Annotated in this window: 13 protein-coding genes and 1 pseudogene; 7 read left to right on the top strand and 7 right to left on the bottom strand. The window is 61.9% G+C overall.

Annotation, left to right across the window (positions count from 1 at the left end; translation table 11 throughout):
- The 5 genes and pseudogenes from G9Q84_RS27315 to G9Q84_RS27295 form a co-directional block, all read right to left on the bottom strand.
- A partial coding sequence (locus tag G9Q84_RS27315; RefSeq protein ID WP_274603016.1) for a biotin carboxylase N-terminal domain-containing protein occupies window positions 1-219 on the bottom strand: 219 nt, incomplete at its 3' end.
- A 17-nt stretch (window positions 220-236) separates the two neighbouring features.
- Entirely contained in the window at window positions 237-698 is a 462-nt protein-coding gene (gene accB, locus G9Q84_RS27310) for an acetyl-CoA carboxylase biotin carboxyl carrier protein (RefSeq protein WP_027607997.1), read from the bottom strand.
- Window positions 699-722: 24 nt separating this feature from the next.
- Complete coding sequence (aroQ, locus tag G9Q84_RS27305; RefSeq protein WP_010213488.1) at window positions 723-1178, bottom strand: type II 3-dehydroquinate dehydratase; 456 nt, start codon at window positions 1176-1178, stop codon at window positions 723-725.
- 307 nt (window positions 1179-1485) lie between these two features.
- Window positions 1486-2001, bottom strand: a pseudogene (locus G9Q84_RS29930) (methyl-accepting chemotaxis protein); the annotation flags it as partial.
- Window positions 2002-3500: 1499 nt separating this feature from the next.
- Entirely contained in the window at window positions 3501-5171 is a 1671-nt protein-coding gene (locus tag G9Q84_RS27295) for a response regulator (protein WP_032887154.1), read from the bottom strand.
- Between the two features lie 299 nt (window positions 5172-5470).
- Between G9Q84_RS27295 and G9Q84_RS27290 the strand changes: the two genes are divergently transcribed.
- The 5 genes from G9Q84_RS27290 to G9Q84_RS27270 all read left to right on the top strand — a co-directional run bounded on the left by G9Q84_RS27290 (window position 5471) and on the right by G9Q84_RS27270 (window position 10669).
- Entirely contained in the window at window positions 5471-6538 is a 1068-nt protein-coding gene (locus G9Q84_RS27290) for a DUF2333 family protein (protein ID WP_032887153.1), read from the top strand.
- Between the two features lie 2 nt (window positions 6539-6540).
- Window positions 6541-7077 (top strand): NUDIX hydrolase, encoded by a 537-nt coding sequence (locus G9Q84_RS27285; RefSeq protein ID WP_032887152.1) that lies wholly within the window; start codon window positions 6541-6543, stop codon window positions 7075-7077.
- Between the two features lie 179 nt (window positions 7078-7256).
- Window positions 7257-7628, top strand: coding sequence for a translation initiation factor Sui1 (locus G9Q84_RS27280; RefSeq protein WP_005784408.1), 372 nt, complete (start codon window positions 7257-7259; stop codon window positions 7626-7628).
- 142 nt (window positions 7629-7770) lie between these two features.
- Window positions 7771-9684 (top strand): arginine decarboxylase, encoded by a 1914-nt coding sequence (speA, locus tag G9Q84_RS27275; protein WP_032887150.1) that lies wholly within the window; start codon window positions 7771-7773, stop codon window positions 9682-9684.
- A 91-nt stretch (window positions 9685-9775) separates the two neighbouring features.
- The gene (locus G9Q84_RS27270) at window positions 9776-10669 is read left to right on the top strand and encodes an alpha/beta hydrolase (protein ID WP_181644408.1); all 894 of its coding nucleotides are present in this window, start codon (window positions 9776-9778) and stop codon (window positions 10667-10669) included.
- Here G9Q84_RS27270 and G9Q84_RS27265 read toward each other — a convergent pair.
- Window positions 10614-11951, bottom strand: coding sequence for an MATE family efflux transporter (locus G9Q84_RS27265; protein ID WP_181644407.1), 1338 nt, complete (start codon window positions 11949-11951; stop codon window positions 10614-10616). The genes G9Q84_RS27270 and G9Q84_RS27265 overlap by 56 nt on opposite strands.
- 297 nt (window positions 11952-12248) lie before the next feature.
- Here G9Q84_RS27265 and G9Q84_RS27260 point away from each other — a divergent pair, with 297 nt between their 5' ends.
- A complete protein-coding gene (locus tag G9Q84_RS27260; protein ID WP_181644406.1) occupies window positions 12249-17144 on the top strand; it encodes an alpha-2-macroglobulin in 4896 nt (1631 codons plus the stop codon).
- Between the two features lie 120 nt (window positions 17145-17264).
- Here the strand turns inward: G9Q84_RS27260 and G9Q84_RS27255 are convergent, their stop codons facing one another.
- Window positions 17265-17558, bottom strand: a complete 294-nt coding sequence (locus tag G9Q84_RS27255) for a hypothetical protein (protein ID WP_032887145.1) — start codon at window positions 17556-17558, stop codon at window positions 17265-17267.
- A gap of 89 nt (window positions 17559-17647) precedes the next feature.
- On the opposite strand from G9Q84_RS27255, the gene pbpC reads away from it, so the two are divergent.
- On the top strand, window positions 17648-19978 hold the full coding sequence (gene pbpC, locus G9Q84_RS27250) for a peptidoglycan glycosyltransferase PbpC (protein ID WP_050442835.1): 2331 nt from the start codon (window positions 17648-17650) through the stop codon (window positions 19976-19978).
- Window positions 19979-20031 lie beyond the last annotated feature (53 nt).

Here is a 20031-nt window from a genome sequence, read left to right as displayed (position 1 = left end):
GATGATGTTCGAGACTTTCAGGTACGAGTTCGTGGCCAGTGGCGGGCCGATGCAGATGCTTTCGTCCGCCAGTTTCACGTGCATCAATTCGGTATCGGCCGTCGAGTAAACAGCGACGGTCTTGATGCCCTCTTCCTTACAGGCGCGCAGGATCCGCAGCGCGATCTCGCCGCGGTTGGCGATCAGGACTTTTTGCAGTTTCTTCGCAGGTTTCAACATCGAAGGCGCTCCGCGGTTCAAACGATGGTGAACAGCGGCTGGTCGTACTCAACCGGCTGACCGTTTTCTACCAGGATGGATTCGATGACGCCGGCTTTTTCAGCGGTGATGTGGTTCATCATTTTCATCGCTTCAACGATGCAGATGGTGTCGCCCACTTTCACAGTCTTGCCGACTTCAACGAAGGCTGGCGAGGTCGGTGCCGGGGTACGGTAGAACGTACCGACCATTGGCGATTTGACCACGAAGCCGTTCAGTGCAGGAGCGGCCGGGGCAGCAGGTGCGGCGGCAGCGGCTGGCGCGGCAGCAGGTGCAGCGGCCGGAGCCGGTGCTTGCATCTGTGGCGCGTAGAACTGTTGGGCCGGGGTCTTGCTGTGGCGGCTGATCCGGACGGACTCTTCGCCTTCCTTGATTTCCAGCTCGTCGATACCGGATTCTTCCAGCAGTTCGATCAGTTTCTTAACTTTACGGATATCCATGAATCATCAACTCCCAAGGGTCGGTCAGGGGCGCTTGGCCGGTTGTTCAAGTTGTTCCAGGGCGGCCTCCAGGGCCAGTCGGTAACCGCTGGCGCCAAGGCCGCAGATCACTCCTACCGCTACGTCGGAGAAGTACGAGTGATGGCGGAAAGCTTCGCGTTTATGCACGTTCGATAAATGCACTTCGATGAATGGGATGCTCACCGCTAGCAGCGCGTCACGTAATGCAACACTTGTGTGCGTAAAAGCGGCGGGATTGATCAGGATGAAGTCCACACCTTCGCCGCGCGCGGCGTGGATGCGATCAATCAATTCGTACTCGGCATTGCTTTGCAGGTAGAGCAGATGGTGGCCAGCTTCACGAGCCCGTCGCTCCAGATCAAGGTTGATCTGATCCAGGGTCACAGCCCCGTAGACGCCCGGTTCGCGGGTGCCGAGCAGGTTCAGGTTGGGTCCGTGAAGAACCAGTAGGGTCGCCATCGGCTGTTCCTTGTTATTGATGGGAGTACGGCAGAACCCGGCGACTATGCCGCAAAGCCTTTGTGACTGTCCAGTTCTATGCAGTAGGCAGCACGATTAGCGAGGATTGCGCAAAATTTGTGACTGGTGGTCGAGATCTGGTCATTGGTAATACGCCCTTGAATCCCGTGGAGATCAAATGTGGGAGGGGGCTTGCTCCCGATAGCGGTGGATCAGTTACAGGTGCTGAGACTGACACACCGCAATCGGGAGCAAGCCCCCTCCCAGATGTTGATCTTCATTTGATTTTGGATCTGCATGGGGCAGGTCAGACGCGGAACGCCTGCACCGCCGTATTGAGCTGCCCACCCAGTACCAACAGTTGCTCGCCCTGGCTTCGGCCTTGGCCGATGCGCAGCAAATTATCCTCACCCAGCTGATGAATTCGCTCACTGTTATCGCGAATCTCGCTCACCGCACCACTCTGCTGCGCCGTCACATCGGCAATCCGCACAGCGGTGTCGGAAATGGTCTGGATTGCCCCGACGATTTCATCCAGTGCGCCGTCAGCCGCTTGAGCTTGCTGGGCGGTGGCTTCGGCGTGTTCGACCTGGGCGCGCATGCCCTCCACTGACTGGTGGGCGGCGTTTTGCAGGCCGGTGATCAAACCCTGGATTTCGGCGGTGGCGCCGGCGGTGCGCTGGGCGAGGGTACGTACTTCGTCCGCGACCACAGCAAATCCACGTCCGGCCTCCCCGGCGCGGGCGGCTTCGATGGCGGCGTTGAGTGCCAGCAAGTTGGTCTGGTCGGCAATCGAGCGAATAACGGTGAGCACGCCGCCGATGGTGGCGGACTCTTCAGCAAGTTTCTCGATCATCTGCGCGTTTTGCTGCACTTCGCCGACCAACGCATGCAAACCGGTCAGGCTCAGGCCGATCACCCGCTGGCCTTGTTCCACCGCCTGGCCCGCGCTGCGGCTGGCGCTGGCGGCTTGGCTCGCATCGCCGGCGACCTGTTGGATGGTCGCTTCGAGTTCGCCCAGGGAGTCGCGGATTTGCGCCGTGTCGCCCGCTTGGCGTTCAGCGCCGTCATGCAGGCCGCTGCTCAGTTCGGCGAGGGCGCGGCTGCTGCCGGCCACTTCTTCGGCATTGCCGCGAATGGTGCCCACCAAGTCCACCAAGTAAGCGCGCAAACGGTTCAGAGAGGCTTCGATGTCGCGCAGTTCGCGGTTGGTCTTGCCCAGTGCGATCGGCTGGCTGAAGTTGCCTTCGGCCCAGGTGGATAGGGCGGGTGCCAGATTGGTCAGCACCCGTGCCAAGCGGCGTTGCAGGGTGTCGATCAACAGCGCGATCAGCAGGATCAGGCCGATCATCACCCCTTGCATCAGGCGTACTTCGCCTTGGATGAGCCCATGTTGTGCGCGCACGACAGGTTCAAGCCCAGCGATGGCCTGTTGCACGGCGTTGATCTTCTGGTGGGTGCTGGCGGCCAGGTCGGCGCGTTGCTGGATCTGTTCGCGGGTGCGCTTGAGTTCGGCGGGGTAGCGGGTCAGCAGGCTGTTGAGCTCGCGCTTGAGGTCGACGCCGGTGTCCTGGGCTTCGGTTTTTTCGGTGTTTTCCAGGCCCATCAAGGCGGAAAAATCATCGGTGTTGGATTCGCTGCTGGCTTTGACGCCAAGCAATGGCAGTTGCCCCAGTACGTCGGCTTGGGCGCGAATATTGGCGACTTCGCGCTCAACATCATCGGCCAACTCCGCGCGCCCGCTGCTCACCAGCTTGTCGCGGGCCAGGGACAACCTGCCCAGGTGCTGGGACGCGGTCAGCAGTGGCGGCAAGTAGCGTGCGGCTTCAGGGGAATTGACGCTGATGGCGTACTGGCTCAACTGGTCCAGATTGGCGCCCAATTCGCGCTCTGCTTGCAGCAGCAACGCTTGTGGGTCGCCGGCCAGCTTGCCGGCGGCCAGCAAGTCGGTCTTGCTGAATGCATCCAGGGCCACCAGGCTGGGGCGCAGGTTCTGCGCCAGATCAGCGGGCAATTCATCCAGATGTTGCAGCAGGTTTTCCAGGCTTTGGCTGGCGCTGCTCAGGCGCAGGGCTTCGCCGCTCGCCAGGTACTCGTCGATATTGCGCGCAGCTTGGTTTTGGAACGTCTGGGACAACCCCAGGTAGCGCTCCATCAGCAAATACGGCCGTTCAAGCGCCCGCTGCGACCACCACAGCGTCGCCCCAAGTGCCAGGCACACGGCCACCAGAAGAAGGGTATTGAGATTGGTCAGCAGCTTCAGGCGCATGCGTGGTTTCAACCGACAGCAAAAGGTAAGTGCCTGAAGTTATTGCGTTTTCATTACAGCGTTATGACGGAATCAGTGGATTCCGGTGAAAAGGTGGCACTTTGCTTTGATGCGCGCGCGGCTTGCACACGGTTGCGTCCGGCATGCTTGGCGCGATACAGCGCCTCGTCGGCCTGGGCGGCCATCATCAGGCTGTCGGAGCCGTCGCACAACTCAACCAGCCCGGCGCTGAAAGTGCACCACAAGTCCTGGGGTTGTGCCGGATAGTGAATTTCGGCAAAGCGCCCGCGGATTTCATCCAGCACCTTGCAGGCCGACTCCAGGTCGGTGTCGGGCATCACGATGGCGAATTCTTCACCGCCGTAGCGCCCGATGTAGTCGGTCTTGCGCAAACGCTGCTTGAGAAACAGCGCCAGGCTCTTGATCACGCGGTCGCCCATCGGGTGGCCGTGACTGTCATTCACGCGCTTGAAGTGGTCGATGTCGAGCATGGCAAAGCTCAGCGGCTTGTTCTCGCGGCGCGCGCGGAAGCTGCAGTCTTCGAGCAATTGCAGGATATGGGTGTGGTTGTACAGCCCGGTCAGGCTGTCGCGCACCATTCGCGCCTTGAGGTGGCGGGCGCGGGCGGCGCGGTTGCGCACGGTGGTGATCAGGTGGCGCGGTTTGATCGGCTTGGTGAGGAAGTCGTCACCGCCTTCGCTCATCGCATCCAATTGCTTGTCGAGGTCGTCTTCGGCCGACAAGTAAATGATCGGCACGCTCACATAGCGGTCGTTATGGCGGATCACCTTGGCCAGTTCGGTGCCGGTGCAGGCGGGCATGTACATGTCGAGGATGATCAGGTCGGGCTGGAAGTCCGCCAGTTCCGCCATGGCCTGGATCGGCTCAATCAAGGTGCGGGTGACGATCCCGGCGCTGTTGAGTAAGCGCTCGGTGTGCAGCGCCTGGGCGCGCGAGTCATCGATGATCAGCACTTTATAGGGCTCGTACTGGGCGACGCAGGTCAGCACTTCGATTTTTTCCAGCAGGCTGGAGGCTTCCAGTGTGCCGGTCAAAAACTCCTGGCCACCGGCGCGCACGGCGGCCAGGCGGGTCGGGGTATCGGTTTCGTGCAGGCTGAAAAATAACAGCGGCAGCTTTTGCTCCAGGCCTTCCTGGGCTTCGGCAGCGAGCTTGAGGCCCAGGCCTGGGCCGCAGAAATCCACGTCCATCACGATTGCCGACGGCAGGCGCTCAGCCATGGACGCGCGAAACGCTGCCACGCTGTCCAGGGATTGGGCGCTCATACCAAAAAATTCCAGCTGCTTGGCCAGGCGCTCAGCGCGGTCGTGATCGGCCAGCATCACGTAGATCGGCTTGCGCATCGGCGGCAGGAAGGTTTGTTCCAACTGGTCGCCCTGGCGCAGGCCGGTGCGGGACAGGCGCTGCATCAAGCGGTTGAGTTCGGTGATCAGTTGGCTGCTCAGGCGGCCACGATTTTCATCCACAGCTTTGAGTGATTCACCGATGTTGCGTGCCAACTGGCCGTGTTCGGGTTGCTCAAAACGCTCAGCGAAGCGCAGCAGGCGCAGGTTGGCCTCACTGAGTTCTGAGAGGTCGGCGCCTGACCATTCGCTGCGTTGCAGGCGCTGCCAGATCTCAAGAATTTGACGTGCCTGATGAATTACCCGCTGGGCAAAATGCTGCTTGAGACGCTCACGGCTGGGGTCTTCTGGCTCGGTCATATCCTGACTACTAGTAAGGGTGCATGCTGAGGTCGAACTGATGGCTCTATGCTAGCACCTCTTGTCAGCGGGATGAGTGTCATATGTCAATTAACTGCATGTCGGCGATATTCAGTTAATGACCTAACAGTCGCACAGCGTAAAACGCGTGCATCCTTTATAGTCGAATGCTTCCCGCGCGCCAGTTTGGTGAAAAGCCCCGCATGGGCGGGCACGATGGGGTAGGGTTGTGGTCGGAGTGTTTGAACGCACGCCGTCAATTCAAGTGCATGAACTCAAGTGATTGAAAGGATATCGCCATGCTGGACTGGAAAAACCGCGCAGGCAGTGCCAAAGGCCCCGCCCCTGAGCCAAAGTCGGCCAACCGCAGCTATTTTCGTACCCTGCTGATGAGTCGGGCGCTGCTTAGCGTGCTTGGCTTGTACCTGTTGGTCACAGGTGCCCTTGGTTGGTACTGGAGCGAAGAGCCGGCGCTGTTCCCGGTCCAGCAGAACGCGCAAATTGCTGCCGAGAAAGAAGGCAAGCAGATGGTGGTGGGCTATACCACCGTCGAAACCCTCAAGACCGTGGTCGGCACCTTGCTGAACAAGCCAGGTGGCTATATTTCCAACGACCGTTTCCCGCCGGGCCTGTGGATGGACAACATGCCGAGCTGGGAATACGGCGTGCTGGTGCAAGTGCGCGACCTGACCCGTGCCTTGCGTAAAGATTTCGCCCGTTCCCAGTCGCAGTCGGCTGAAGACGCCGACTTGGCGAAGGCCGAGCCGCGCTTCAACTTCGACAACAAGAGCTGGGTGCTGCCATCGAGCGAGTCGGAGTATCAGGAAGGCATCAACTCCCTGAACCGCTATGAAGCGCGCCTGTCCGACCCCAACCAACGCGGCGCACTGTTCTATTCGCGTGCCGACAACCTGAACAACTGGCTGGGTGATGTTGCTACCCGTCTGGGTTCGTTGTCCCAACGCCTGTCGGCCAGCGTGGGCCGGGTCAAATTGAACACCGCACTGAAAACCGAAGCCCTGGCACCGGGTGAAGTGCCGCAGGTCGACGAAGAAGTGGTGGAAACCCCATGGATGCAGATCGACAACGTGTTCTACGAAGCCCGTGGCCAGGCATGGGCACTGTCCCATCTGCTGCGCGCTATCGAAGTTGACTTCGCCGACGTACTGGCCAAGAAAAACGCCACGGTCAGCGTGCGCCAGATCATCCGTGAGCTGGAAGCCTCCCAAGAACCTGTCTGGAGCCCGATGATCCTCAACGGCAGCGGCTTCGGCGTACTGGCGAACCACTCGCTGGTGATGGCCAACTACATCTCGCGGGCCAACGCTGCGGTGATTGATCTGCGTCAGTTGCTTAACCAGGGTTGATGATGGACGCTTCTCAACAGGAGGCCGCGCACCGTGCGGCTTCCGATGCTGAACTGATTTGCTGGGTCGACGAGCAGGACAACCTGCTCGGCACCCTCGTCAGGTCCGACCTTCGCCAGCGCGGCCTGATTGGCCGCTGCACGTTTATCTTCCTGTTCAACTCTGCCGGCGAGCTGTGTGTGCACCGGCGTACCCTGAGCAAAGCCATGTACCCAGGATTTTGGGATACGGCGGCCGGCGGCATGGTGGCGGCCGGGGAAGAGTACGCCGACTCTGCAGCGCGTGAGCTGGAGGAAGAACTGGGTGTGGGCGGGGTGGAATTGGTCGAGCATGATCATTTCTACTTCGAGGACGGTAACAACCGGCTCTGGTGCAGATCCTATTCCGCCGTGTGGGATGGCCCCCTGCGGTTGCAGCCCGAAGAAGTCATGGAAGCGCGCTTTTTGCCCATCGAAATTGTCCTGCAGGAGGCCGAACAAAAGCCCTACTGCCCGGACGCACAAGAGGGCTTGCGCCGCTATCTGGCCTCGCGTCGCTAAAGTTGCATAAATTGGCGCCATTTGGCCCTTAGCAAGTCGGCCTTTTGCCGTTACACTGCGCGACTTTTCACCCGAGCCACCTTGGCGGTTCGGTAGCGCTGCCCCTGCCTGAGTGGGGCTTCGCGGTCGGTCGTGCTTGAGCGCGCCGATCAGTCTTCATCCTCCCAAGAGGATTGCCGGTGGCCAAAAAAGCCGCATCCTTCGCCGCCCTTGGTGGCCTGGTATTTTCCACCGATGCAGGTCGACACTGCCCGGACTGTCGTCAGCCCGTGGATTCGTGTACCTGCAAACAGACCCTGATCCCTGAAGGCGACGGTATTGCCCGCGTGAGACGCGAGAGCAAGGGCCGTGGCGGCAAGACGGTGACGACTATCACCGGCGTGCCCCTGGCTGAAGATGCGCTCAAGGAACTGGCTACCACGCTGAAAAAGCGTTGTGGCACCGGTGGCGCGTTGAAAGACGGCGTCATCGAGATCCAGGGCGATCACGTCGAACTGCTGTTGGCCGAGCTGATCAAGCTCGGTTACAAGGCCAAGAAGTCCGGCGGCTGACAGCCTCTTCCCAACCTGTGTCTAAACTCTGTCCTGCGAGTGGGGTCTACCTTCCTTACAGGCAAATCGTCATTTTCATTCTTTAGACTGCGCCAGCCTCCCTGAGAGGTGGCGCCTTCGCCTTCATTTATAGGGGACTTCGATGTCCGTACGACGCACACGCAAAGACGATGGCAGCCAATGGACAGTTGCGGACAGCCGCAGTGTTTACGGGATCCGCCATTGGGGGGCCGGGTATTTCGCGATCAATGACGCCGGTCGCGTTGAAGTCCGTCCGAACGGCCCGAACAGCACGCCTGTCGATCTCTTCGAGCAAGTCGACCAGTTGCGCAAAAGCGGCCTGTCGTTACCGTTGCTGGTGCGCTTCCCTGACATCCTGCAAGACCGTGTACGCCAGTTGACCGGCGCCTTCGACGCCAACATCGAGCGCCTTGAATACCAGAGCAAGTACACCGCGCTGTACCCGATCAAAGTGAACCAGCAGGAAGCGGTGATCGAGAACATCATCGCCACTCAGGACGTGTCTATCGGCCTTGAAGCCGGCTCCAAGCCTGAGCTGCTGGCCGTACTGGCCCTGGCGCCGAAGGGCGGCACCATCGTCTGCAACGGTTACAAAGACCGTGAGTTCATCCGCCTTGCGCTGATGGGCCAGAAGCTCGGTCACAACGTGTTTATCGTGATCGAGAAAGAATCCGAAGTCGGCCTGGTGATCGAAGAGGCTGCCAACCTCAAGGTCAAGCCACAGGTTGGCCTGCGTGTGCGCTTGTCGTCCCTGGCGTCGAGCAAATGGGCAGACACCGGTGGCGAGAAGTCCAAGTTCGGTTTGTCGGCGGCGCAGCTGTTGTCCGTGGTTGAGCGCTTCCGCGCGGCCGGGCTGGACCAGGGCATTCGCCTGCTGCACTTCCACATGGGTTCGCAGATCGCCAACCTGGCCGATTACCAGCACGGGTTCAAGGAAGCCATTCGTTACTACGGCGAACTGCGCAACCTCGGCCTGCCGGTGGACCACATCGACGTGGGCGGCGGCCTGGGCGTCGACTACGACGGTACCCACTCGCGTAACGCCAGCTCGATCAACTACGACATGGACGACTACGCCGGCGTGGTCGTGGGCATGCTCAAGGAGTTCTGCGACGCGCAGAGCCTGCCGCACCCGAATATCTTCTCCGAAAGCGGTCGTTCCCTGACTGCTCACCACGCCATGCTGGTGGTGCAGGTGACCGACGTCGAGAAACACAACGACGAAATCCCGGTCATCGAAAACAAGGAAAGCCTGCCGGAAACCGTGCAATGGCTGGTGGACCTGCTGGGTCCGACCGATATCGAGATGGTCACCGAAACCTACTGGCGCGCCACTCACTACATGAGCGACGTGGCCACCCAGTACGCCGACGGCAAACTGACCCTGGCCGAAAAAGCCCTGGCCGAACAGTGCTACTTCGCGGTGTGCCGCCGTCTGCACAACTCGCTCAAAGCCCGCCAGCGCTCGCACCGCCAAGTGCTGGACGAACTCAACGACAAGCTGGCCGACAAGTACATCTGCAACTTCTCGGTATTCCAGAGCCTGCCGGACACCTGGGCCATCGGCCAGGTACTGCCGATCCTGCCGCTGCACCGTCTCGACGAAGAGCCGCTGCGCCGCGCCGTGCTGCAAGACCTGACCTGCGACTCCGACGGCAAGATCAAGCAGTACGTCGACGAGCAGAGCATCGAGACCAGCTTGCCGGTACACGCCCTGAACGAAGGTGAAGACTACCTGTTGGGTATCTTCCTGGTCGGCGCCTATCAGGAAATCCTGGGCGACATGCACAACCTGTTCGGTGACACCGATTCGGTGAACATCTACCAGCGTGAAGACGGTTCGGTGTACAGCGCCGGGATCGAGACACACGACACCATCGAAGACATGCTGCGCTACGTGCACTTGTCGCCGGAGGAGTTGATGACTCACTACCGTGACAAGTGCGCCAGCGCGAAGATCTCCGCCAGCGAACGTACCCAGTTCCTCGACGCCTTGCGCCTGGGCCTGACGCGCTCTTCGTACCTTTCCTCGTAAGCACAGGCGACACAGATCCAGTGTGGGAAGGGGCTTGCCCCCTCCCATAGCTGGGCCTCGTTTGGCAGCACCTTCTTCGTGGGGGTCAATGATGTCGAGCAAATACCTGCAAGCGTTTACCCTGGCCTTCGCCGCCTTTCTGGCAGCCTGCTCCCCAATAAAAGTGCTCAACGCACTCACCCCCAACAGTACCTTTACCAAGACTTCAGCCATTGCCTACGGCGATGATCCCCGCCAGAAACTCGATATATACCGAGCCGTTCCTGCCGTGCCCAACGCTCCCGTAGTGGTGTTCTTTTACGGCGGCAGCTGGAACAGCGGATCCAAGGACGACTACAGCTTCGTCGGCGAAGCCCTGGCTTCAAGGGGCATCGTGGTGGTGATCGCCGATTACCGGCTGTACCCGCAAGTGCGTTACCCCGCCTTTCTTCAGGACGGCGCCAAAGCGGTGGCCTGGACGTATGACCACGCCGCTGAATATGGCGCCGATCCCCAGCAGCTTTATGTGATGGGCCATAGCTCCGGCGCCTACAACGCCTCGATGCTGGCGCTGGATGGGCTTTGGCTAAAAGAAGTGGGCTTGGCGCCGTCGATCTTCAAGGGATGGATTGGCCTGGCCGGGCCTTATGACTTCCTGCCGATTGAAAACCAGGACGTGCGCCCGGTGTTCTTCTTCCCCGATTCACCGCCGGAGTCGCAGCCGATCAACCACGTCAGCCGTGACGCGCCGCCGACGCTGCTGATGGCCTCGACCGACGACAACTTGGTCAACCCGACGCGCAATACCGCAGGGCTGGCGAAAAAATTGCGCGAGGCGGGTGTGCCGGTCGAGGCGTTCTACTTCACCAGGACCAACCACGCGACGTTAGTGGCGTCTTTCGCCAAACCGTTGCGCTGGCTGGCGCCAGTGTTGAACCAAGTGACAGCGTTTATCCAAGCCACTGATCCCGCTGGTTCAAGCGCCAGGCTATCGCCCACAAAGTGAGGCTGCGCAGGGCCATGAACAGCAGAAAGGTTATCCACAACCCATGGTTGCCCAGGCCCTGCAACGCCCAGGCAAACGGCAGTGTCAGCAATACCGTCAGTAGCATCCCATTGCGCATTTCTCGCGCGCGGGTGGCGCCGATAAACAGACCGTCCAGCAGGTAACTCCACACCGCAATCAGTGGCAGCAGCGCCAGGTAAGGCAGGTAGGTGTCAGCGGTGTCGCGCACGCTGGGGATATCGGTCTGCATGGCGATAAACAGGTGCCCGGCAAAGCTGAACAGCAGCGCAAACCCGACGCTGGCGATCAGCGACCAGCCACCGGCGACCACCAATGAGCGGTGCAGCGACTGGCGGTCGCGGGCGCCGATGGCGTGGCCGCAGAGGGCTTCGACCGCGTGGGCCAGACCGTCCAGCGCATGCGCCGTCAGCAGCAGGCCGTTAAGCAGCAAGGCATTGGCAGCAACGGTGGCATCCCCCAGCCGCGCGCCTTGCACCGTGATCATGAAAAACACCGATTGCAGCGCCAGGCTGCGGATAAAGATGTCGCGGTTGACGGCCAGCAATGGGCGCCAGCTTTGCCACACTTTCAACGCGGCCCAAGCGATATGGCCTGGATAGGCGCGCAGGGCCTTTTGTGTGAGCGCCAGGCCGAGCAGGGCGCCGGTCCATTCGGCGATGACCGACGCTCTCGCCGACCCGACGACCCCCCAATCCAAACCGAGTACGAACCACAGGTTGAGAGCGATATTCACCAGGTTAGTGGTCAGCAGAATTGCCAGCGGCGCACGGGCGTTCTGTGTGCCGAGGAACCAGCCGACCAGCGCATAAGTGGCCAGGGCTGCGGGCAGGCCGAACAGGCGCGTGTGGAAGAAGTCGCGGGTGAGCTGATTCAGCTCGGGGGAGGGCTGCATCCATTCCAGGGCGAGGTGGCTCAGGGGGATGCCCACGGTGCCCAGCAGCATCGCCAGCCCCAGTGCCAGCAACAGACCTTGCAGCAGGATTTGCCGCAGTGCCGCCCCGTCATTGCGCCCTGCAGCCTGCGCGGCAAAACCGGTGGAGCCCATGCGCAGAAAACCCATGGCCCACGCGAGAAAGGTATACAGGCTGGCCCCGACGGCCACGGCGCCCAGTTGATGGGCATGGGGCAGGTGGCCGATGACCATGCTGTCGACCAGGGCTACCAGCGGCACCGAGATGTTCGACAGAATCATTGGCGCGGCAAGGGCCCAGACGCGTCGATGGGTAGGGCGGTGGCGCCAGTCGGTGAGTAAGGTGGGCATGCAGGCTCCTTGGGGGAGCGGCATTGTAACCGTCCAGTAGCTACGCAGCAGAACCAATGTGGGAGGGGGCTTGCCCCCGATAGCAATAGATCAGCCAGCCTATCTGTAGCTGACCCACTGCTGTCGGGAGCAAGCCCCCTCCCACAGTTTGATCTCCAGTGGGTGTGGGAACTGGCTTGGCTTGAGCCGATCGAGAACCAAACCACCCTCCGTCGGTCAATGTGACCAGCGCCACATCGGCTTCGCCGGCACTGATATATAGTTCACCCCTCGGTTCCCTCTGACTACGAGTGCCCCATGCTTAACAAAGGATTGTTCCTGGCCTGCGCGCTGGCTCTGCTGAGCGCCTGCGATTCCTCCGATAAACCGGCTACGCCGCCCGCACCTACAGTGGCGGCAGCGCCGAAACCGGCCAAGGCGGCGGTGGATGTACCAGCGCTCAAGCAGCGCTACGCCGGGCGTGAGTTGAGCGTGGTGGACGTGTCCGAGGTTCAGTTGGACGGGGCCAGCACCTTGTCGGTGAGTTTTTCCATTCCCTTGGACCCCGATCAGAAATTCGCCGACAAGCTCCATCTGGTGGACAGCAAGTCGGGCAAGGTCGATGGCGCCTGGGAGCTCTCGGATAACCTGATGGAGCTGCGCCTGCGCCACCTTGAGCCGCAACGCAAACTGGTGCTGACGGTAGACGCCGGTGTAAAGGCGGTCAACGACAGCACGCTCGCCGCCGAGTACATCGCCCGCCTGGAAACCCGTGACCTGCAAGCCACTGTCGGCTTTGCCAGCCGTGGCACCTTGCTGCCGACGCGCCTCGCTGAGGGCCTGCCGGTGATCGCGCTGAACGTCGACAAAATCGACGTTGAATTCTTCCGCATCAAGCCTGAATCCCTACCGTCATTCCTGGCGCAGTGGGGGCGCAACACCAGCCTGCAAAGTTATGAATCCCGCGAACTGCTGCCGCTGGCGGATCTGGTCTACGGCGGCCGTTTCGACCTCAACCCGGCGCGCAACACCCGAGAAACCCTGTTGCTGCCGATCGCCGGCCTTAAGCAATTGCAACAACCGGGCGTGTACCTGGCGGTAATGCGCGCGTCGGGCACCTACAACTATTCGCAACCGGCGACGCTGTTCACCCTGAGTGATATCGGGCTGTCGGTGCACCGCTATGCCAATCGCCTGGATGTGTTTACCCAGGCGCTGGAAGGCGGCAAGGCGCTCGATGGCGTGGACCTGGAAGTGCTCGATGCCGATGGCCGCGTGTTGGGCCAGGGCAAGACCGAGAAGGGCGGCCACGCTGAGTTGCCGTTGCCGAAAAAGGCCCAGGTCTTGCTCGCCAAGCAGGGCGAACAGACCAGCCTGTTGCGCCTCGACAGCGCCGCGCTGGACCTTGCCGAGTTCGACATCGGCGGCCAACCCTCGCACCCGTTGCAGTTTTTTGTGTTCGGCCCACGCGACCTGTATCGCCCCGGCGAAACCGTGCTGCTCAACGCCCTGCTGCGCGACAAGGACGGCAACGCCGTCAAGCCGCAACCGGTGAGCGTCGAGGTACGTCGCCCGGATGAACAGGTCAGCCGCAAATTCGTGTGGGATGCTGACGCATCCGGCCTGTATCAATATCAACTGCAACTGGCCGGCGAAGCACCGACCGGGCGCTGGCAGTTGGTGTTCGACCTGGGTGACGGTAAACCGCAGCTGTATGAATTCCTCGTCGAAGACTTCCTGCCCGAGCGCCTGGCGTTGGAACTCAAGGGCAGCGACACGGCGCTGAGCCCGGCGGATAACCCGGTCATCCAGGTTAACGGTCGTTACCTGTACGGCGCGCCTGCGTCGGGTAATCGGGTCAGCGGGCAAGTGTATGTGCGGCCGCTGCGCGAAGCGGTCAAGTCGCTCCCTGGTTATCAGTTCGGCTCGGTCACCGAAGAAGAACTGAGCCAGGATTTCGAACTGGACGAAAGCGTCCTCGACGCCAAGGGCCAGGAAAAACTGACCCTCGAAAGCAAATGGGCCGAAGCTAAATCCCCCTTGCAACTGATCGTGCAGGCCAGCCTGCAAGAGTCGGGCGGTCGGCCGATCACCCGTCGCCTGGTGCAACCGATCTGGCCGGCCGAGCAACTGCCGGGCCTGCGCGGGCTGTTTGACGGCACCGAAACCAATGGTGATGGCCCGGCGGAATTCGAAGTGCTGCTGGCCGATCAGGACGGGCAGAAACTCGCTGCGCAAAACCTCAAGGTGCGCCTGGTGCGCGAGCGCCGCGACTATTACTGGAACTACTCCGACAATGACGGCTGGAGTTACCACTACAACGAGAAATTCCTCAACCTCGACGAACAAACCCTGAATATCAAGGCCGGCGACACCGCCAAGGTCAGCTTCCAAGTGGAGTGGGGGCCGTACCGCGTCGAAGTCGAAGACCCGCAGACCGGGCTGATCAGCAGTCTGCGTTTCTGGGCCGGTTATCAGGCCCAGGACAACACCGAAGGCGGCGCCGTACGGCCCGATCAGGTCAAGCTGGCGCTGGATAAACCGGCCTATGGCGACGGCGACACCGCCAACGTCACCGTGACGCCGCCCGCTGCCGGTAAAGGCTACTTGCTGGTGGAGTCCGCCGAAGGACCGCTGTGGTGGCAGGAAATCGACGTACCGGCCGAGGGCAAAAGCTTCGCCGTGAAGCTTGACCCGAAATGGTCGCGCCACGACCTGTACGTGAGCGCCTTGGTGATTCGCCCCGGCGAGCGCAAAGCCAACATCACCCCCAAACGCGCAGTGGGCCTGCTGCATCTGCCGCTCGATCGCACCCAGCGCAAGCTTGGCGTGACCCTCAGCGCGCCGGAAAAAATGCGCCCCAAACAACCGCTGACGGTGAAGATCTCCGCCAAAAATGCCGACGGCAGCGTGCCGAAACAGGTGCATGTGCTGGTGGCAGCCGTGGACGTGGGCATCCTCAATATCACCGAGTATCCGACGCCCGATCCGTACTCCAGCCTCTTCGGCCGCAAGGCCTATGGCGTGGACCAATTCGACATCTACGGCCAGTTGATCGAAGCCGGGCAGGGCCGTTTGGCCAGCCTGGCCTTTGGTGGTGACGCCGCGCTGGCCAAAGGCGGCAAGCGCCCGGACACCAGCGTGACCATCGTCGCCCTGCAAAGCGCGCCGGTGACGTTGAACGACAAAGGCGAGGGTGAAGTCAGCGTCAATATCCCCGACTTCAACGGCGAGTTGCGCCTGATGGCCCAAGCCTGGAGCGATGACCGTTACGGCATGGCCGAAGCCAAGACCGTGATTGCCGCACCGCTGATTGCTGAACTGTCAGCGCCGCGCTTCCTCGCCGGCGGTGACCAGACCACCTTGGCCTTGGACCTGTCGAACCTGTCGGGCAAGGCGCAGAAACTCGATGTGCAATTGAGCTCCGAGGGGCAGTTGGAATTGGTCAACACTGCCGCGCAGACCGTTGAGCTCAAGCAAGGCCAGCGCACCACCCTGCGCATCCCGGTGAAAGCCTGGGGCGGGTTGGGCAAAGGCAAGGTGAAAGTGACAGTCAACGGGCTGGATCTGCCGGGTGAAAACCTGCCGCCGTTCAGCCGTGAGTGGACCTTGGGCGTGCGTCCGGCCTATCCCGCGTTGCTCAAGCATTACCGCGCAGTGCTTAAAAGCGAACCCTGGAGTTTGCCAGCCGGCACCCTGGATCAGTTCGACACCTCCGGGCGCGAGGCGCTCTTGAGCCTGTCGAGCCGGCCGCCGCTGAACCTCGGCGCACAGATCTCGGCGCTCAAGGCTTACCCCTATGGTTGCCTGGAGCAAACCGCCAGCGGCCTGTACCCGTCGCTGTACGCTGACGATGCCTTGCTCAAGCGACTGAGCATCAAGGGCGAGCCGGATGCCGAGCGCAAGCGCAAGATCGAGCTGGGCATTGAACGCCTGCTGGGCATGCAGCGCTACAACGGCAGTTTTGGTTTGTGGGGCGCTGACGGTGAAGAGGAATATTGGCTGACGGCCTACGTCACCGACTTCCTGCTGCGCGCCCGCGACCAGGGTTTTGCCGTGCCGCCTGAAGCCTTGAAAAAGGCCAGCGAGCGCCTGCTGCGGTACGTGCAGGAGCGCAACCTGATCGAAGTCGACTACAGCGACAACGCCGAACACACACGCTTCGCCGTGCAGGCCTACGCCGGCATGGTGCTGGCGCGCAGTCAGCAGGCGCCACTGGGGGCGCTGCGCAGCATTTTCGAACGGCGCAGCGATGCGCGTTCCGGGTTGCCGCTGGTGCAGTTGGCCATTGCCTTGCAGAAGATGGGCGACCAGCCACGCGCGGACCAGGCCTTGCAGGCTGGCTTGGCAGCCCAACGTAGCGCCAAGGAATGGCTGGCCGACTACGGCAGCCCGCTGCGGGACCAAGCGATGATCCTGGCGTTGCTGGAAGAAAATGACTTGGCCAAGGGCAAGCGTGAGGAGCGTCTGTTCACGTTGTCGGATCAACTGGCTGCCAGTCCGTACCTGTCGACCCAGGAGCGCAATTCACTGTTTCTGGCGGGGCGGCTTGGGTTTGCCAAGCCTGAGGCGAACTGGCAAGTGTCCCTCACCGGCAGCGGCGGTGTGCACGAGTTGAACAACCAGCAGTCGACGTTGGCGCTGGAAGGCAACCTGCTGTCCAGCGACCTGAGCCTGAGCAATCAGGGCGAAACACCGGTGTACCAGCAACTGACGATCTCGGGTTACCCGCAAGTGCCCCCGGCACCGGGTGGCGACAACCTGAGCATCCGCCGCGAATACCTGGGCATGAACGGCCAGCCGCTGAACCTGCGCAACCTCAACAGCGGCGACCTGGTGCTGGTGCACTTGGCGGTCAGCGCCAAGCAGCGTGTACCGGATGCCTTGGTGGTCGACCTGCTGCCCGCGGGCCTGGAGCTGGAAAACCAGAACCTGGCCCAGAGTGCCGCCAGCTTGGAAAACGCCAGCAGCCAAGTGAAGGAATGGCGCGAGTCGATGCAGAATGCGGCGCTTAAGCATCAGGAGTTCCGCGATGATCGCTACGTGGCGGCGATCAACCTGGACGGCGATGGCACCACGCACCTGCTGTACCTGGCGCGTGCGGTGACTCCGGGCACCTATCGCGTGCCGCCTCCGCAAGTGGAGTCCATGTATCGACCGAACTGGCAGGCGGTGGGAGAGACCCCGGTGGACTTGGTCATTAAGGGTCGTTGAAGAAGCAATGTGGGAGGGGGCTTGCTCCCGAGAGCGGTGGGTCAGTTGCCAGATGCATTGACTGAAACACTGCTATCGGGAGCAAGCCCCCTCCCACAGGCGATTGCTGACCGTCCTGGCTTAGTGCACGACCCAACTAAGCAGCCAAAGGCCCAGCAGCAGCCAGATAATCCCCATGATGATCGACGCCCGCATAAACGCGCGTACTGCCGAGTACAGCAGCATCAGGCCGACGATCAGCGTGATGATGCTGATAATCGACGTATCCATGCCCAAGGTTCGGGACAGGCCTTCGACAAAGTTGCCCCCGGCATGAGTCAGGGCCCCGAATAATCCGCTGAGGCCGTCGACGATAAAACGGATGATGGAACCGAGCGCCTGGCCCAACCATTCGAAAAAGCTTTCTACCTGCATGTGCATGTCCTGATAAGAGGTGGGCGTGTCTGTGCCTTTGGTTGTTAATGCAACAGGCTAGTTCCCTACCAGCATAGAGGTTTGCCCGTTTGAATTTGCGTTTAGTTGCCCGCTGGACCCTGGCGACCCTTCTGTTGGTGATTGCCCTGCTGTGGCTGGCCGACCGCATCTGGCCGCTGCCCCTGCCCAAGGACGACTTGGCGCGGGTGGTGCTGGCCGAGGATGGCACACCCTTGTGGCGGTTTGCCGATGCCAATGGGGTGTGGCGCTACCCCGTGCAAACCGGTGAAGTCTCGCCGTATTACCTGGATGCCTTGCTCACCTACGAAGACCGCTGGTTCTACCAACACCCTGGCGTAAACCCGTTGGCGTTGGTGCGCGCGACGTGGCAGAACCTGACCGGCGCGCGGGTAGTGTCGGGCGGCAGCACCTTGTCGATGCAGGTCGCCCGTTTGCTCGACCCGCATTCGCGCACCTTCCATGGCAAGTTGCGTCAGCTGTGGCGCACGGCGCAGTTGGAGTGGCACCTGTCCAAGGAAGAGATCCTCAACCTCTACCTGAACCGCGCGCCGTTTGGCGGCACGTTGCAGGGCGTGGCGGCGGCCAGTTGGGCGTACCTGGGCAAATCCCCTGCGCAATTGACCCATGCCGAAGCGGCCTTGCTCGCGGTACTGCCACAGGCGCCGAGCCGCCTGCGTCCAGATCGGCATCCGCAGCGCGCCCAGGAGGCTCGGGACAAGGTCTTGCGCCGCCTCGCCGAGTTCCAGGTATGGCCGCAATCGGCGGTCGACGAAGCCCTTGAAGAACCGCTGCTACTTGCCCCGCGTCTGGAACCGAGCCTGGCGCCCTTGCTCGCTCGCCGCCTGAACCGCCCCGACAGCCCGCCGCTGATCCGCACGACCGTTGACGCCACCCTGCAACGCCGCCTCGAAGATCTGTTGCTGGGCTGGCGCGCGCGGCTGCCGGAGCACACTTCGGCGGCGATCCTGGTGGTGGAAGAGGAAACCATGGCGGTGCGGGCGTACCTGGGCTCGGTGGATATCAACGACGCCAAGCGCTTTGGCCATGTGGACATGATCAGCGCGCTGCGCTCGCCGGGCTCGACGTTGAAACCTTTTCTGTATGGCATGGCCCTGGATGATGGGTTGATTCACTCCGAATCGCTGTTGCAGGACGTGCCCCGGCGGTATGGCGATTATCGGCCGGGCAACTTCTCCATGGGGTTTACCGGCGCGGTGCCGGCGAGTACTGCGTTGTCCAGCTCCCTTAACCTACCAGCGGTGCAGTTGCTGGAAGCCTACGGGCCCAAGCGGTTTGCCGCCGAGATGCGCATCGGCGGTGTGCCCTTGGCATTGCCCGCGCTGGCCGAGCCGAACCTGGCGCTGATCCTGGGCGGCGCGGGCAGCCGTCTGGAAGATCTGGTGGGCGGTTACAGCGCCTTCGCCCGGGACGGCAAGAGCGCCTCTATCCGACTACAGCCGGACGACGCGCTGAGAGAGCGGCCAATGCTGTCGCCGGGCTCTGCCTGGATTGTGCGGCGCATCCTCAGTGGGCAAGCGCGGCCGGATCGCGACCCGCGTGCCGAGTTGGTGCAGCGCCCGGTGCTCGCCTGGAAAACCGGCACCAGCTATGGCTTTCGCGATGCCTGGGCGATTGGCGTGGGGCCGCGTTACCTGATTGGCGTGTGGATCGGCCGACCGGACGGCACGCCCGTGCCGGGCCAGTTCGGCTTGGCGTCAGCGGCGCCACTGATGTTGCAGGTGCACGACGTGTTGACCAACCGCGACAGCCAGCGCGGCATCAGCGCGCCAGTCAAACCGGTGCCGGCCAACGTCGGCGTGGCGGCGATCTGTTGGCCGCTGGGCCAGCCCATGAGTCGCAGCGATCCCAATTGCCGCCGCCAACGCTTCGCCTGGACCCTGGACAACACCACGCCGCCGACCTTGCAGGCGTTGGATCAACCGCTGAGTGTGGGGTTGATGGAAAGCGTCTGGGTCAATGCCAAGGGCTTGCGGGTCGATGCTCATTGCCCCGGCGCAGTCGCCAAGCCTATCGCCCTGTGGCCAGCACCGCTGGAACCTTGGCTGCCAAGGGCCGAACGCCGTGAAGCACGCATCCCAGCCGCCGACGCGGATTGCCCGCCGCCGGCGCTGGCCGCGTCTTCACCGTTGTCCATCGTCGGCGTGCGTGAAGGCGACCAATTGCGCCTGCCCGCCGCCAGCCAACAAGCCCTGCGTCTTAAAATCTCCGCCTTGGGCGGCAGTGGTCGACGGTGGTGGTTCCTTAATGGCGCGCCGTTGGGCGACAGCGCCAATCAGGACTTTATCAATGCCAGTTTCGAGCGACTGGGCCGCTATCAATTAAGCGTGCTCGATGAGGCGGGGCAGACGGCCAGGATTGAGTTCAGCGTGGTGGATTAACTTGCCTTCTCTGAATTTCCGCCGGAAGCTACACACCTTCAGGAGCCCCTCCC

The sequence above is a fragment of the Pseudomonas sivasensis genome (assembly GCF_013778505.1).
Classification (GTDB): domain Bacteria; phylum Pseudomonadota; class Gammaproteobacteria; order Pseudomonadales; family Pseudomonadaceae; genus Aquipseudomonas; species Aquipseudomonas sivasensis.
Note: the sequence above shows the minus strand (reverse complement) of the source record. Positions and strands in the feature narration are given on the sequence as shown.

Excerpts from the sequence above, each read along its gene's own strand:
- accB (WP_027607997.1), bottom strand. The coding sequence starts at position 698 with ATGGATATCCGTAAAGTTAAGAAACTGATCGAACTGCTGGAAGAATCC.
- aroQ (WP_010213488.1), bottom strand. The coding sequence starts at position 1,178 with ATGGCGACCCTACTGGTTCTTCACGGACCCAACCTGAACCTGCTCGGC.
- G9Q84_RS27295 (WP_032887154.1), bottom strand. The coding sequence starts at position 5,171 with ATGACCGAGCCAGAAGACCCCAGCCGTGAGCGTCTCAAGCAGCATTTT.
- G9Q84_RS27290 (WP_032887153.1), top strand. The coding sequence starts at position 5,471 with ATGCTGGACTGGAAAAACCGCGCAGGCAGTGCCAAAGGCCCCGCCCCT.
- G9Q84_RS27285 (WP_032887152.1), top strand. The coding sequence starts at position 6,541 with ATGGACGCTTCTCAACAGGAGGCCGCGCACCGTGCGGCTTCCGATGCT.
- speA (WP_032887150.1), top strand. The coding sequence starts at position 7,771 with ATGTCCGTACGACGCACACGCAAAGACGATGGCAGCCAATGGACAGTT.
- G9Q84_RS27270 (WP_181644408.1), top strand. The coding sequence starts at position 9,776 with ATGTCGAGCAAATACCTGCAAGCGTTTACCCTGGCCTTCGCCGCCTTT.
- G9Q84_RS27265 (WP_181644407.1), bottom strand. The coding sequence starts at position 11,951 with ATGCCCACCTTACTCACCGACTGGCGCCACCGCCCTACCCATCGACGC.
- G9Q84_RS27260 (WP_181644406.1), top strand. The coding sequence starts at position 12,249 with ATGCTTAACAAAGGATTGTTCCTGGCCTGCGCGCTGGCTCTGCTGAGC.
- G9Q84_RS27255 (WP_032887145.1), bottom strand. The coding sequence starts at position 17,558 with ATGCAGGTAGAAAGCTTTTTCGAATGGTTGGGCCAGGCGCTCGGTTCC.